Origin of the sequence: Pelotomaculum propionicicum, assembly GCF_004369225.1 — a bacterium.
GTDB classification, from domain to species: Bacteria; Bacillota; Desulfotomaculia; order Desulfotomaculales; family Pelotomaculaceae; genus Pelotomaculum_B; species Pelotomaculum_B propionicicum.
The window spans coordinates 121398-135587 of sequence record NZ_QFFZ01000004.1 but is presented as its reverse complement, the minus strand read 5'-3'; the positions used below and the strand labels follow the sequence as shown (position 1 = coordinate 135587).

At 54.2% G+C, this 14190-nt stretch carries 13 protein-coding genes; 2 read left to right on the top strand and 11 right to left on the bottom strand.

Annotated features, from left to right (window positions below):
- Positions 1–89: 89 nt before the first annotated feature.
- The gene (locus Pmgp_RS03255) at positions 90–803 is read right to left on the bottom strand and encodes a type 1 glutamine amidotransferase (RefSeq protein ID WP_134212537.1); all 714 of its coding nucleotides are present in this window, start codon (positions 801–803) and stop codon (positions 90–92) included.
- A 19-nt stretch (positions 804–822) separates the two neighbouring features.
- Positions 823–1701, bottom strand: a complete 879-nt coding sequence (locus tag Pmgp_RS03250; protein WP_134212536.1) for an RluA family pseudouridine synthase — start codon at positions 1699–1701, stop codon at positions 823–825.
- A gap of 204 nt (positions 1702–1905) precedes the next feature.
- On the opposite strand from Pmgp_RS03250, the gene Pmgp_RS03245 reads away from it, so the two are divergent.
- Positions 1906–3057: a putative glycoside hydrolase gene (locus Pmgp_RS03245; RefSeq protein ID WP_134212535.1), complete on the top strand. Its 1152-nt coding sequence runs from the start codon at positions 1906–1908 to the stop codon at positions 3055–3057.
- A 160-nt stretch (positions 3058–3217) separates the two neighbouring features.
- Here the strand turns inward: Pmgp_RS03245 and yqeC are convergent, their stop codons facing one another.
- The 8 genes from yqeC to Pmgp_RS03205 all read right to left on the bottom strand — a co-directional run bounded on the left by yqeC (position 3218) and on the right by Pmgp_RS03205 (position 12469).
- Positions 3218–3979 (bottom strand): selenium cofactor biosynthesis protein YqeC, encoded by a 762-nt coding sequence (yqeC, locus tag Pmgp_RS03240; protein ID WP_134212534.1) that lies wholly within the window; start codon positions 3977–3979, stop codon positions 3218–3220.
- Between the two features lie 111 nt (positions 3980–4090).
- Entirely contained in the window at positions 4091–5218 is a 1128-nt protein-coding gene (locus Pmgp_RS03235; protein ID WP_134212533.1) for an XdhC family protein, read from the bottom strand.
- Between the two features lie 36 nt (positions 5219–5254).
- A complete protein-coding gene (locus Pmgp_RS03230) occupies positions 5255–6298 on the bottom strand; it encodes a molybdopterin-binding protein (RefSeq protein WP_134212532.1) in 1044 nt (347 codons plus the stop codon).
- Between the two features lie 142 nt (positions 6299–6440).
- On the bottom strand, positions 6441–8771 hold the full coding sequence (locus Pmgp_RS03225) for a xanthine dehydrogenase family protein molybdopterin-binding subunit (protein WP_134212531.1): 2331 nt from the start codon (positions 8769–8771) through the stop codon (positions 6441–6443).
- A 13-nt stretch (positions 8772–8784) separates the two neighbouring features.
- Complete coding sequence (locus Pmgp_RS03220) at positions 8785–9264, bottom strand: (2Fe-2S)-binding protein (RefSeq protein WP_134212530.1); 480 nt, start codon at positions 9262–9264, stop codon at positions 8785–8787.
- 22 nt (positions 9265–9286) lie between these two features.
- On the bottom strand, positions 9287–10162 hold the full coding sequence (locus tag Pmgp_RS03215; protein ID WP_134212529.1) for an FAD binding domain-containing protein: 876 nt from the start codon (positions 10160–10162) through the stop codon (positions 9287–9289).
- A 25-nt stretch (positions 10163–10187) separates the two neighbouring features.
- A complete protein-coding gene (gltA, locus tag Pmgp_RS03210; RefSeq protein WP_134212559.1) occupies positions 10188–11555 on the bottom strand; it encodes an NADPH-dependent glutamate synthase in 1368 nt (455 codons plus the stop codon).
- Positions 11556–11605: 50 nt separating this feature from the next.
- Positions 11606–12469 (bottom strand): sulfide/dihydroorotate dehydrogenase-like FAD/NAD-binding protein, encoded by an 864-nt coding sequence (locus tag Pmgp_RS03205; RefSeq protein ID WP_134212528.1) that lies wholly within the window; start codon positions 12467–12469, stop codon positions 11606–11608.
- 39 nt (positions 12470–12508) lie between these two features.
- On the opposite strand from Pmgp_RS03205, the gene Pmgp_RS19625 reads away from it, so the two are divergent.
- Positions 12509–12739 carry a hypothetical protein gene (locus Pmgp_RS19625; protein ID WP_205077931.1) on the top strand — a complete coding sequence of 77 codons (231 nt, stop codon included), beginning with the start codon at positions 12509–12511 and terminating at the stop codon, positions 12737–12739.
- Here the strand turns inward: Pmgp_RS19625 and Pmgp_RS03200 are convergent.
- Positions 12723–14183, bottom strand: a complete 1461-nt coding sequence (locus Pmgp_RS03200; RefSeq protein ID WP_134212527.1) for a sigma-54-dependent transcriptional regulator — start codon at positions 14181–14183, stop codon at positions 12723–12725. The genes Pmgp_RS19625 and Pmgp_RS03200 overlap by 17 nt on opposite strands.
- Between the last annotated feature and the right edge of the window lie 7 nt (positions 14184–14190).

Sequence of the window (14190 nt, the reverse complement as noted above, 5' to 3'; positions counted from 1 at the left end):
GGGGACGGTTCTCCTGTCTCACTTGAGGTGAGACAGGAGAACCGTCCCCTTGTCTCACCCTCTCCCCCCGCTCTAACTTATGATTCCAGCTAGCGGGCTAACGCCTGAACAGCCCAGTTCTTAATAATTTGCACAGCTGCCTGCCTGCAGCCGGGCCAAATCAAAGCAGTCTCAGCCTCCAGCTTTGCCACGGACCCCGGACCGTGGAATTCCTCTATATCGCCGGCCCATTCCCTGTTCCAGTCATAAATAATGGAAGGTGTGATTTCCAGGTGAAACTGCACGGCAAGCACGTTGGGGCCGTAAGAGAAAGCCTGGTTGGCGCAGGCGCCGGTTTCTGCCAGGTGCGAAGCGCCGCCGGGCAGGGCGAAGGTGTCGCTGTGCCAGTGGAAGACCGGAAACTCCCCGGGCAGATCTTTAAAGAAGGGCGATTTGCTTCCTTCGGCTGTGAGCCGCATCAGGTACCAGCCGATTTCCTGTACCGGATTGAGGGTGACCGGCGCGCCGAGGGCCTTGGCAATCAACTGCCCGCCCAGGCAGGTGCCCAGGACGGGCATGCCCTGTTTGACCGCCTGTTTAATAAGCAGGTCTACCTGCCTTAAGTATGGATAGGCGTCTTCTTCATAAACGTTCATCGGGCCGCCCAGTACGATCAGGGCGCCGAAACCGGTTAAATCGTCCGGCAAAAAGGACCCCGGCCGCTCCATTAAACGTATGTCAAGCAGCCAGCCGGCCTCCTCAAGCACGTCCTTGATCAGGCCAGGCCGTACAATATCAACTGTCTGAACAACTAAAGCCTTCAAGATGAACCCGCCTTTATAATCAAATTTTCAGCAGCCTACGCATATCTTCCGGCAGGGGCGCTGCAAAATCCAACACTTCACCGGTGATGGGATGCCGGAAACCTATCCGGGCGCAGTGCAGGGCCTGTCTTGCAATACCTTCAAGGCGCCCGCCGTAGAGGGTGTCACCGGCCAGCGGGTGGCCGATATGACTCAGGTGCACCCTGATCTGGTGGGTGCGTCCGGTCGCCAGGCGCAGCTTGACAAGTGTGGCGCCTGCTAAATACTTGTCTACCTGATAATATGTTAAAGCCGGCCTGCCGCCCGGACAGACTGTGTGTTTTACATTACTGCCCCCGACGCGGCCTATGGGCAGGTCAATCGAACCATTTTCCGGCTTTAAAAGGCCGTGCACAACCGCATAATATTCCCGCCACAAATCGCCGGCGGCCAGCTGCCGCGCCAGGCGGAACCCGGCATGGGCGTTTTTGGCCACAACCACCAGGCCTGTAGTGTTCCGGTCCAGCCGCGTTACGGGGCGGAACACCGGTTCAGTGTCATGCTGGAGGTAGTGATATAAAACCGCGTTGGCCAGTGTATTCTCCGGCTCGTGCTTGAGAGGATGCACCAGCAAGTTTTCAGGCTTGTCAATGACCAGGAGATGGCCGTCTTCAAACACAATATTGAGAGGTATGGGCTGAGGCGGCGCATCTGTGCACACGGGCAGCCGCAGGTCTACGCTCAGACTGTCTCCTTCCCGCAGCCTCTTGTTTAAATAAACAGACTCGCCGTTCACCAGCACTCCTGACAACCGCTTTAATTTGCGGATCATAGAGCGGGATAGGCCCATCCTGTCACGTATGATCTTCTCGGCGGTGCGTCCGGCTTCCTCCGCCGCCACCTGATGGTTCAGTTTCAAAATGCCGCCTCTTCCTTAAGGGTATTCAAGTTAAGTTACAGATCCATTCAAATTAAAATATACCATAAAAATTTCCGTTTTAAAGCCTTTCAACTATTTAAACAGTCATATTTTAGAAAACCGATGACAAAGGAGGTTGATCAAATCACGTCGAACTTTGACTCTAAAAGTCTCACCTGGCAGAAAGAGAAAGGGGCCTGAACCTTGTTTAGTAAAACAGCACTCGGCCTAACCATACTGGCGGTATTTTTAGCCGGGTTTTTAACCTGGCAGCCCTTTGAAGGCCCTTCCCAGGTCAATAAGAACGGCTTAGGGTCCGGCGATAGCTTTGAAACCGGGCAAGCCCCGACGGAACAGCTCCAGCAGAAAATAAAAGATTATGAAAGCTTAAAAGAGCAGTCTGCCCAGGCCAGGGGAGTGCATGTATCCTTTGGCCGGGCCGCGTCAGACAGTGGGTGGCAGGAGATGCTGGCTTTAATTGACAGTGCCGGTTTAAACGCCATGCAGCTGGATGTAAAGGATGAGTCCGGGCAGGTGGGTTACGCTACGCAGGTCAAGCTGGCCGGAGCGACAGGCGCAGGACTGGGGGTGCTGCCCATCAGGGAGCGGCTTCAGGATCTTAAAGACAGGGGGATCTATTCCATCGCCCGGATCGTGGTTTTCCGGGACCCTTTATTAGCGCAAAAAAGGCCGGATTTGATGGTTAGGACAGCCGGCGGCAGCCCCCTGGCCGGAGGGACCTGGGTGGACCCTTACAGTAAGGAGGTGCAGGATTATAATTTAGAGCTGGCTGTAGAAGCCTACCAGTTGGGGTTTGACGAGGTCCAGTTCGACTATATCAGGTTTCCGGAGGGCAGGGCGGCACAGACAGCCGTTTACAACTGCAAAGCGGCAGATGACAGCCGCACCAGGGTTGATGTCATAGCTGGCTACCTCAGTGAGGTCAGGTCGGCCATAACCCGGGACAGGCTGTTCTCAGCGACTGTATTCGGTTACATGTCCATAGCGGAGGACGACCAGGGCATAGGTCAGCGGCCCGAGCGTATGGCGCCTTATGTTGACTACCTGTCGCCAATGTCTTACCCGTCCCATTACGGGCCGGGCAATTACGGCTTTGAAAACCCCAACGCGCACCCCTATGAAGTAATAGACGCCTCTTTGAAAGGATTCCAGACGCTGGTGGAACCAAGCGGCTGCCGGCTGCGCCCCTGGCTGCAGGCTTTTTCGTGGTCGCAGCCCCCGTATGGCAGAAATGAAATCAGGGCACAGATAAACGCCACGGAAGATAACAACATTAAAACCTGGCTGCTCTGGAACGAGGATGTGTCCTACAATTCAGATGAAATAGTTAAATAGCTGCAATAACACAACTACCTTTTTTAGTCATCGTTTCAAAAAAATGCCCCTTGACATGGATAATTTTTTTATTGGAATTATCATCCATGCCAAAGGAATTAGGAAGTAGTGAATATGTTGAGGGTAAGCAATTTACATGCTATTTTCATGGCTCTCTCAGTTAGTCTATAACGTCGATAACCGGGTCTTTACTGATGGCGGAACCGAGAATAACCCTCCTGATCCTCCCGCCGAGCAGAAAATTTGCCAGCCTGTACGCGTCGTCCCGCTTTGCCAGGCAATCCGCCTTGTTGATAAAAGGGATAATCCTGGCGCCGGGCGGGCAGGAGCGCAAAACCCCCCGCGGGTGGATGATCAGCCTGGCTATATTCTCGGGATCTACGATTTCTCCAGGCTTGAGTCCAATCATTTTGGAAATCACTGCCGGACGGTGCGTGAAACTGTCATTGAGCGTCCTGCCGATTACATCGGCGCCTATGACCACTACCAGCAGTGTTGTGGACCGGGGGATAACCGGCTCGTAATCAAGGTAGCCTTTAAGGGATCGCCCCTTAGACCCATCCGCTTCAACCAGCACAAAATTTCCTGAACCGCTGGTACCATTAATAATTCTGTCCAGCCACTGCGCGCTAAAACCTTTAATTTTATTGCCATTTAGAGGCTGCAGGCCCAACACAGGCCTTATCCCTGACTGAAGCAGGCTCTCCAGAGCTTTATTGATCTGGCCTTTTTTTGACAAGAGCAGGGTTGGATATTTATTCGTCGGGGGCACTTGTATTTTCGTTGTGGTTGTCAATACAACCCTGCACCTAACAGGTATTTCACTGTTCAGCCGAAACATCAGCGACGTTTTGCCCCCGCCGCCGGCAAATGAAACAACGCCTCCCCTATCTGACAGGCTGAGTGCTTCCATAATTTTCATGACAGCTTCTTCCTTTTTTGTCCTGGTAATAATAACCGCACACAGCTTCCAGCACGCCGCCGCCCTCCCTTAATTACTACCAACCGACCTGCGCCGCTCAAGAGTCTCACCTCAGTGAAAGATCCCTGCTAAAGCACGCACCGGTTCAATAAAGACCTCCATTGACCCGCCGCAGATCATTCCCTCCCCGGCCGCTTTCTCCGCGTCCATAGCAATTACATGGAGGACCGGGACAAAATCATTGATCACGTTTAAAGCCTGCATTCTTATTTCAAACTCCCCGGACCCGCCGCCGATGGTCCCACAAATGCGGCCGTCACCATAGACCAGCATCCTTGCCCCGGCTTTGCGCGGTGTTGAGCCCTTCGTCCTTACTATGGTGGCCATAGCCGCCGGCACATTGTCGCAGGCCGCTTTCACCGCTTTCTGCAAAATATCCAAATCAGCGGCCTTGGGCATTTCACCTGTATCTAAGCGCTTTTCTCCAGTTGTACAGCCCTCTTTTAAGGAAAGCGCGCTTCCCCCCCGCCGGACTTTGATCAATTCAGCCCCTATGCTTACAGCAATTTCTTCCGGTGTCTGCGCGCCTATATCCAGGCCTACAGGCATATGCACTGAGTCAATCAACCGCCGGTCAAAGCCCTGGGCTAAAAGTTCTTCTTTAGCCATATTGACTTTACGCCTGCTGCCGATCATGCCGATATAGGCCACATTGTGTTTAAGCACCTTGCGCAGGCAGTCCAAATCATGCAGGTGGCCACGGGTTACAATCACCACACTGCTTCCCGGCCCAAAATCAATGTGCTCTTCAATATGATCAAAACTGCAAAAAACACCCCTGTCGGCTGAGGGAACCCGCTCCGCTGCAATAAACTCAGGCCGGTCGTCAACCACTGTGACGTGGTAGCCCAGCAGCCGGCCGACAGAGGCCAGCGGCAGGGCAATATGCCCGCCGCCTAAAATGATTAAGTCGCAGGGTGGCAGATAAGGTTCGATCATGACAGTCGCCTTTTCCTCCGGCTTGAAAGGATTGTGCAGGCTGACAACCTTGAACATACCCCCGTCCAGAACCTGCCTGGCGTGCGACGCCACCTGGTTTTCCAACCAGGGCGGCCTCAGGTCGCCGGCTTCTTCACGCAGAGTAAAAGCTTTCTTCCTGCCTACCAGGTTAGAGGGGAGACTTGTATGGCTGATTACAGTCACAACAACAATTTCCCGGCGCAGATTAAAAATACCCATGCGCCTTTCCCCCTTCCTTAGCCGCCCCGCGGCTTTTTAGCACAAACTGCCGGCGCCCCTGCCAAATGTACAGTTGGGAAACCTGCACTGGTCGCACAACCTGCAGAGACCGCCGTGCGCCAGGGCCACTATATCCCTGCCATGAACCCTCTCGCCGGCTAAAAGCCTGGGCAGCAGCAAATCTACAATGGTGGTCTTAAAAAACATGCCGCAGGCCGGGATGCCCAGAACAGGCGCCTCACCCAGGTAAGCCAGCATAAACATGGCTCCCGGCAGCGCCGGAGCGCCGTATTTTTCCACAACCGCACCCGTCAAGCGGATGGCTTTTGGGGTAACGTCATCAGGGTCGACAGACATGCCGCCGGTGACAAAAATTATCTGGGCCCCGCCGGCAGCCATTTGACATATACTATCCTTGATCGCGTCACGGTCATCGGGGACGTATTCAATCCTCATCACCGCAGAGCCAAACGCTTCCACCTTTTCCGTAATGACCGGTCCAAAAGCATCTCTGATCCGCTTTTTGTAGACTTCATTCCCTGTGATTACAACGCCTACTTTATGTGCTTTAAACGGTTTTACCTTGATCAGCCAGCCGGCCTCCCGGCAGATCCTTTCAGCCTCGGCCAGCGTCTGCTCGGGTACCAGCAGGGGGATTACCTTGGTACCGGCCAGCAGGTCGCCTTTTTTTACAACAGTGTTGTTAAACAGGGTGGATAAAATCACATCCGGCAGTCCGTTGACGGCTTCCAGGAACGGCACATTTATTTTTAAAAGCCCGTCACAGCAGGCATAAATATTCACCCTGCTTTCCTTCGGCCCGCGCCATTGCGTATTTTCGCCGGCCACAGCAATTCCCAGTCTGATCCCGGCTTCATCTTCATGGACTTCACCGTGCTCCAGTTCCAGGACATAAATATTTTCCTTGCCCAGTTTGAGCAGTTCAGGAATATCTTTTTTATTTATAACTCTACCCTTCTTAAAAGAGGCGCCTTTAAATTCTCCCTTGACAATTCTTGTTATATCATGGCTCAAGACTTTTCCGACAGCGTCCTCCACTCTAACCGTCTGTAGTTTCAAGCTCTCGACCCCCTTTGCTTAACAACACCGGCCTTTTTGACACCATGCGGCTGCTCAAGCAGCGGGCAGGATGAAAACAGGTTTGCTTGACCGGGACAGGCCTGCCGCATGTCAGCGGCAGGCCCAAACCTTTTGGGTGAGGTTACTTTCTGTTTTCTGCCAGAGCCCGGAAAACTCTTTCCTCAGTCAGCGGTATTTCAGTAAAACGGATGCCGGTGGCATCGTAAACCGCGTTGGCAATTGCCGCCGCTGTAGGCACAAGGCCTGTTTCACCAACGCCCTTGGCTCCGAAAGGACCGGTGGGGTCATTCGACTCGACTATCATCACATCGATTTCCGGCGTGTCATCCGCTGTAGCCAGCATATACTTGTGGAAGCTGTCATGGAGCTGCTTTCCTTTTTCATCGTACTTTATTTCTTCACTGAGCGCGTAACCAATTCCCATCAGGACGCCGCCCTCAATCTGTCCTTCAACGATCATGGGATTGACGGCTTTGCCGACATCGTGGACAGCTGCAACTTTTATCACTCTTATCTGGCCCAATTCAGTGTCGACCTCCACCTCGGCAAAGTGGGCATGCCAGGGGGGAGCGTTATCAGGCACTATCCGACCGACGCCGATAAACTGCTTGTTGCGCAGGTGCGCGTTATAAGCCAGTTCTTTTAGTGATATGCTTTTTCTTTCTGATTCTCCGGTTTGGCACACTCCGGATCCTGAGCAGTCGTTACCGACAGCCTGCCCGGTTACATATATGACCGAATCCTTCAGTTCCAGCCTTTCCGGCGCAACCTTCAAGAACTCGCCCGCGTATTCAAGGACCTGTTTTCTGGCATCCCTGGCGGCCTCAACCACCGCGGTGCCGGCGGCGTACAGGGTGCGGCTGGCGTGGCTGCCGATAGTAAACGGGGTCGACGCTGAATCGGCAAATGTAATACTGACCTTGTCAAGGCCAACACCCATCACTTCAGCGGCGATTTGCGGCAATGAGGTGCTGGTCCCAGTACCCATATCAGGCACGCCGGTCGCCAGGTGGATGGAACCGTCCTGCTGGACAGTGATATAGGCGTTGTCGTAATCTCCGCACCAGGGCCAGGCGTTGCTGCAGTGCGTACCGACTCCCATGCCGATACCTCTCAACTTTTTGGCGCCCGGCTTGTTTAACTTGCCGCGCTTTTCCCAGCCAATACTCCTGGCGCCTTTGGCAATACACTCGGCCAGACCGGTCGAACTGCATTTATAGGGAAGGGGCCAGGGATCGCCCACCTGCATGATATTCTTCAGCCGCAGTTCAAGGGGATCCATGCCCAGTTGTTCCGCCATCATGTCAACAACCGACTCAATTGGGTACATCGCCTGCGGGTTGCCGAAACCGCGCATGGCGCCGCTCGGAGTAGTGTTGGTATAGACACTGTGACCGTAATAAAACTGGTTGGGGATGCGGTAAACAGCCATACCCATGCAGCCAAGCACGCCGGGAGTCTCGCAGCTGAAGCTGCAGTACGCGCCCCCGTTAAGGATTGCTTTCAGATACATGGCATGGAAGGCGCCGTCTTTTTTCGCTCCCAGCTTTACGGTCACATAACCGGCATGACGGGTATCGGATGCAATAAAATCTTCTTTCCTGGTGTAAACTATTTTGACCGGCTTTTTGGCCAGCATGGACAGCGCCACCGCGATAGGCTCCGCTTTGGCGCTGAGGCCGATCCGCACGCCGAAACCGCCGCCGATGTAAGGCGGGTTGAGCACCCTGATCTTGCTCTCGGGAACACTGAAGATCTTGGCTAAAATCATTTTTGTCGGGTGCGGCGTCTGGGTGGTGCTCCAGACAGTTATTTTTCCGTCCAGCCCAACCTGGGCCACAGCGGCTTGTGTTTCCATCTGCGCTTGTTTCTGCACCGGAACTTTGAACGTTTTTTCGATGATCAGGTCTGATTCGGCAAACCCCTTCTCCGCATCTCCGTAAGGGATTTGGATAACTTCACCGCCGGGAATGTTCTTTTTGTGAGACTCGTGGATTACAGGCGCTTCAGGAGTCATAGCCTCAAGCGGGTCAAAAACCGCGGGAAGAAGTTCGTATTCGACCTTGATCAGTTTTAATGCCGCCTCGGCTATTTTTTCAGTGACAGCAGCTACAGCCGCCACTTCATCTCCCACGTAGCGCACTACATTGTCGAAAATATACTGGTCCAGCACCGGTACCATCGGAGGCACTGTAAAGGTCATGGTAGCCGATGTGTTAAACAACTCTCTTGGTGTGTTTTTGTGGGTCGCCACAGCCTTTACCCCGGGCAGTTTTTCCGCCTCAGAAGTGTCAATGCTCAGGATCCTGGCATGCGCGTACGGGCTGCGCAGCACTTTCGCGTATAACATGCCCGGCAGTTTCATATCGCTGGTAAATCCGGCTGTACCGGTAGCCTTTTCTACCGCGTCCAGCCTCCTTACACTATGGCCCACTACATTGTATTCTTTCATGCTGCCCCCTCCTTTACTGTTTCTCTCTCATCTTTTCAGCGGCTGCCATTACCGCTTCCTCAATTTTAACGTAGCCCGTGCAGCGGCAGATATTGCCGGCAAGAGCCTTCTTAATCTCCTGGCTGGTAGGGCTGGTTGTTTTGTCCAGCAGCGCCTTTGAGGACATAATCATGCCAGGTGTGCAAAAGCCGCACTGGATAGCTCCCAGGTCCATAAAAGTCTCCTGCACCGGGTGAAACTTTCCGGGGCCGCCGATGCCTTCGATGGTTTCAACACTGGCGCTCATGGCTTTCATGGCCGGCACAAGGCAGGAATTCACAGCCTCACCATCCATGATAATAGTGCAGGCGCCGCACTCTCCCTTGCCGCATCCTTTTTTTGTCCCGGTCAGCTCAAGCTTGTCCCTTAATACATCTACAAGCATATCTTCAGGAGAAACGGCTATTTCCACTGGTTCCCCGTTCAGTGTGAATTTAAGAATTTTCGAGCTCATAATAGACCTCCTCTCAAAAAATTTATTTACATGAGCTCCCGGCATTGGCGACAGCCTGTTCCAGGGCTCTCCTGACCAGCACGGGCAGCACAGAGGTGCGGTATTCTTTGGAACCCCTGAGCGCGCTGCTTCTGGGGTTGGCCTGCTCCAGCGCCGACTGCGCGGCTTTTTCAATCACTTCCGGGGTGACTTCGGCGCCTTTTAATATCTCTTCCGCACTCAAGGCGCGCACCGGTCCCGGACCGACCGGCGCCATAGCGATGCGTGCCCACAGGAACTTGCCGCCCTCCAGAGCTACCATGGCCGCCACATTCAGCATGGGCAGGGCCAGCGCTTTGCGCTGGTGCAGGCGCACAAAGGCAGTCCCCTGTTTTTTCTGGGCCGCCGGAAAACTCACCCTGGTCACCAGCTGGCTGGCGCTGTCAATGGTGGACTTGCCGACCCCGGCGTACATTTTTTCCACCGGCACGTACTCTGTGCCGCCGGGATTGGCTATTTCAGCCACAGCCCCCAGTGCCACCAGCGCCACAGCTGTGTCGGCGGCAGGCTGAGCGTTGCAGACATTGCCGATTACAGTCGCTGAATTTCTAATTTGATAAGAGCCGACACAGCTTGCGGCTTGGGCCAGGGCGGCAGCTTTTTCCTGGATGAGTTCCGAATTCGCCGCCTGGTTGTGAGTTACCGCCGCCCCGATACTGATCACACCGTCCTCCAGGGTAATTTTACTGAGTTCAGGAATACGGGTGATATCGACCAGGCAACTTGTTTTAATCTTGCCTTCTGGAATATCCAGCAGCAGGTCGGTGCCGCCGGCAATTATTCTGGCCTGCCCTTCATTGCTTTTTAAGAAGGAAACAGCCTCACTGATAGTCTCCGGAAATAGGTAATCCTGCAGCATAAATTAACCTCCTCTTAAAAAATTTCTAACTGTCGCCGTTAAGGTAAGCGTGTATCGCTTTGGCCGCCGTGCGCCCGGCGCCCATCGCCAGGATCACGGTAGCGGCGCCGGTTACCACGTCACCGCCGGCAAAAACGCCGGGCTTGGAAGTGGCGCCGGTCGCAAGATCGGCTACGATGTTGCCTTTTTTATTGCACTCCAGGCCTTTGGTGGTCCTGGGGACCAGCGGGTTCGGCCCCTGGCCGATAGCCACCACCACAGTATCCACATCCATCACGAATTCAGAACCGGGTATGGGGACGGGACTGCGCCGGCCGGAAGCGTCCGGCTCACCCAGTTTGTATTGCAGGCACTCCATGGCTATTACCCAGTAGTCACTGTTGTAAATAATCCTGGTGGGGCTGGTTAAAAAGGCGAACTTGACCCCCTCCTCCTCAGCGTGCTCGACTTCTTCGTGGCGGGCGGGAAGCTCGTTTTTCGAACGCCGGTACACAATCCAGGACTCTTTGGCGCCCAGGCGCAAGGCGGTGCGGGCGGCATCCATGGCCACGTTGCCGCCGCCTAGGACCGCTACCTTATCGCCGACCCTGATGGGAGTGTCGGCGTCGGGAAAGCGGTAGGCTTTCATTAAGTTGGTCCGGGTGAGAAACTCGTTGGCCGAATATACGCCGCAGGCGTTTTCACCCGGTATGTTCATAAAGTAAGGCAATCCTGCCCCGGTGCCGATAAAGACCGCGTCAAAGCCGCCGCCGTTGAGCAGTTCGTCAACCACGGCAAATTTGCCGACCACAGCGTTTACCTCGATGTTCACGCCCAGGTTTTTCAAATTGTTGATCTCGGCCTGCACCACCTTTTTGGGCAGCCTGAATTCCGGAATGCCGTACATCAAAACCCCGCCGGGAACGTGCAGTGCTTCGAAAACCGTAACCTCATGGCCGAGTTTGGCCAAATCGGCGGCGCAGGTCAGTCCTGCCGGCCCGGACCCTACCACAGCCACACTTTTGCCTGTCGGCGGGTTCACCTGCTGGGGCAGCACCCCGTTGGCGAGCTCCCAGTCCGCGCAATAGCGCTCTATGCGGCCGATGGCCACCGGCTCGTTTTTCTTGCCCAGAGTACAGTACTTCTCACACTGGCTCTCCTGCGGGCAGACCCGGCCGCATACCGCGGGCAGGGCGTTCTTTTCCTTCAGTTTTTTAATGGCCCCGGCGAAATCCCGCTCCGCGGCCAGCCCGATAAACGCCGGGATGTCCACCTCCACCGGGCACCCCTGGCGGCAGGGCGCGTTCTTGCACTGCAGGCAGCGGTTGGCCTCGGCCACAACCGCCTGTTCCGTATAGCCCAGGGCCACCTCATTAAAATTTTTAGCGCGCAGGAACGGGTCCTGAGATGGCATCGGGTTTTTCTTCGGAACAATAGTTTTTTTAGGTTTGCTTCCTCCGGTCACTACCTGCCACCTCCACAACTACAGCTGCAGTTATGCCCGTGGTTTTCCACGTAGCGGGCCACGGCCAACTGCTCCTGCGGCTTATAAATAACCGCCCGCCTGGCCATTTCCTCAAAATCGACCAGGTGCCCGTCAAACTCCGGGCCGTCCACACAGGCAAATTTGGTCTCGCCGCCGACGGTTACCCTGCAGCAGCCGCACATGCCGGTGCCGTCGACCATGATTGAGTTAAGGCTGACAATGGTTTTCAAGCCGTATTCCCTGGTCAGGCTGCATACCGCCCGCATCATGGGCAGAGGGCCTATGGCGACACACAGGCTGGTGTTCTTTTTCTCCTCGATTGCTTCGCGCAGCAGGTCAGTCACAAAACCCTTCCGGACGTATGAGCCATCGTCGGTTGTCACCCGCAGCTCACTGCAGGCGGACCTCATTTTTTCTTCCCAGAAAAGCAGTTCCTTCGTGCGCGCCCCTATAATCCCGACCACCTCGTTGCCCGCCTCTTTCAAGGCCCGCGCGATCGGGAAAACGGGGGCCACACCAACACCGCCGCCCACACAGATCACGCTGCCATAGTTTTCAACATGCGACGGCAGCCCAAGCGGACCTACAAAATCCTGCAAAAAATCCCCTTCACCTAAAGCTCCCAGCTCTTTTGTCGTCTTGCCGACCTCCTGAAAGACACAGGTGATGGTTCCCCCCGCACGGTCAAAATCAGCGATGGTCAGCGGAATCCTTTCCCCCTCCCCGTTAATGCGCAGGATGACAAACTGTCCTGCCAAAGCCTTTCGCGCCACCAGCGGAGCCTCGATTTCAAAAAGGTTCAGTGTCGGCGCCAACAATTCTTTTTTGACAATCCTGTACATATAAGTACTCTACCCTCCCCTTGTAGGAAATCTTTTTAAATGAACACTTCAGCAAATAGTGTACCAGGAAGAAATTTACTTTTAAGGCGCCGGTGCTTTTTGACAGTTGCCTGTTTATCTGGCCTGTCGGTATTTGCCGGAATTTGGCACATGACTTATCCGGGCTTCAGGCTGCCGAAAAAACGTTCAGGCTGCCGAAAAATCGGCAGCCTGAAAGAAAATCCTGTGGTATTAATTGTTGTTGAAGTTTATACTATTTTTTCTCGTTAAGCAGGTACCTCAAGATCCTGGGGCTTACGTTCAGGAGCCTGGCCGCAGCCATCCTGTTGTGGCCGGTTTTTTCAAGCGCACTTTCAATTATATCCTTGATAATGCTGTCCGCTTCACTTTTTAACAAGCTGGAGACTTCTTTAATATCAATGTTTTCACTGTCAAGAATTACCTTGCGGAACCTCTGTGACAGCTCGCGCACCGCTGCTTTCAGGTCTTGCCCGGCAGGATTTCCGGCCGGCTCTGAAAATTTGCCGCCACAGCTAAAGGCAATACTATTGGGCAGGCACTCAGGACCCATGGTGCGGCCCTCTCTGATCGCCATCGCCCTGGCCACTACATTGGAAAGCTCTCTGACATTGCCCGGCCAGTCGTATTCACGCAGCAGCTGCCTGGCCTCCGGATTGAATTCAGCTTTTCCCCGCGCATCTTCCGCCGGCAGATTTTTCCCAATGAAATAATTGGTTAAAGGCAGTATGTCCATCCTGCGCTCGCGCAGGGGGGGCACGTTGACACACACAACGTCAAGACGGTAAAGCAGGTCTTCCCGGAACAATTTACTCCTTGCGGCCTCGCGCAGGTTTTTGTTGGTGGCGGCTATTATGCGCACATCGGACTTGATCGGCTTTTCAGCCCCGACCCTGAAAAATTCGCCGCTTTCCAGGACCCTCAGCAGCTTGACCTGTATAGCCGGCGTGGCTTCCCCCACTTCGTCCAAAAAAAGCGTCCCCTTGTGGGCCAGCTCGAAGATGCCGTGTCTTAAACCCTGGGCTCCTGTAAAAGCTCCCCTTTCATGACCGAAAAGCTCGCTTTCCAGCAGGGTCTCGGTTAAGGCGCCGCAGTTAATGCTGATAAACGGGAAGTCGGCGCGGGTACTGTTGGCGTGAATAAACCTGGCCAGCACTTCTTTCCCCGTACCGGTTTCACCCTCAATCAGGATTGATATTTTCCTGGTGGCTACTTTTTTACACAACAGCAGCAGGTTGTTAAACGGGCTGTCTTTTGAAGTGACAATACCATATTCTGAAGCAAGTTTTTCAACTTCCTCGTCGGCAAACTGTTTTTTGTTGGATACCAGGTATACCGCGTGGTCGATTATTCGATCGAGCTCATCCAGCTCTTCAAACGGTTTGTCGATGTAGTCGAGGGCGCCCAGTTTCATTGCCTCCACTGCTGTCTTGACTGTGCTGTAACCGGTCATGATAATAACCTCGCATGCGGGGTTGACTTCTTTTATCTCCCTCAGGAGAGTAATCCCATCGGTATCGGGCAGCTTCAAGTCAACCAGGGCCAGGTCGAATTTCTTCTCCTGCAGCAGCGCCCTGGCCTCCCGGCCGGAATTGGCGACATCAACCGGGTAGCCTCTTTCTTCAGTCAAATAGTACTCAAAAAAAGTCCCAACCTCAACTTCGTCGTCAATAACCAGAATTGCTGGTTTTCTCATAGTTATC

What these genes read in the sequence shown, in the direction of transcription:
- Pmgp_RS03220 (WP_134212530.1), bottom strand. Translation starts at nt 9,264, where the DNA reads ATGAGCTCGAAAATTCTTAAATTCACACTGAACGGGGAACCAGTGGAA.
- Pmgp_RS03225 (WP_134212531.1), bottom strand. Translation starts at nt 8,771, where the DNA reads ATGAAAGAATACAATGTAGTGGGCCATAGTGTAAGGAGGCTGGACGCG.
- Pmgp_RS03215 (WP_134212529.1), bottom strand. Translation starts at nt 10,162, where the DNA reads ATGCTGCAGGATTACCTATTTCCGGAGACTATCAGTGAGGCTGTTTCC.
- Pmgp_RS03235 (WP_134212533.1), bottom strand. Translation starts at nt 5,218, where the DNA reads ATGGGTATTTTTAATCTGCGCCGGGAAATTGTTGTTGTGACTGTAATC.
- Pmgp_RS19625 (WP_205077931.1), top strand. Translation starts at nt 12,509, where the DNA reads ATGAACACTTCAGCAAATAGTGTACCAGGAAGAAATTTACTTTTAAGG.
- gltA (WP_134212559.1), bottom strand. Translation starts at nt 11,555, where the DNA reads ATGCCATCTCAGGACCCGTTCCTGCGCGCTAAAAATTTTAATGAGGTG.
- Pmgp_RS03200 (WP_134212527.1), bottom strand. Translation starts at nt 14,183, where the DNA reads ATGAGAAAACCAGCAATTCTGGTTATTGACGACGAAGTTGAGGTTGGG.
- Pmgp_RS03205 (WP_134212528.1), bottom strand. Translation starts at nt 12,469, where the DNA reads ATGTACAGGATTGTCAAAAAAGAATTGTTGGCGCCGACACTGAACCTT.
- yqeC (WP_134212534.1), bottom strand. Translation starts at nt 3,979, where the DNA reads ATGAAAATTATGGAAGCACTCAGCCTGTCAGATAGGGGAGGCGTTGTT.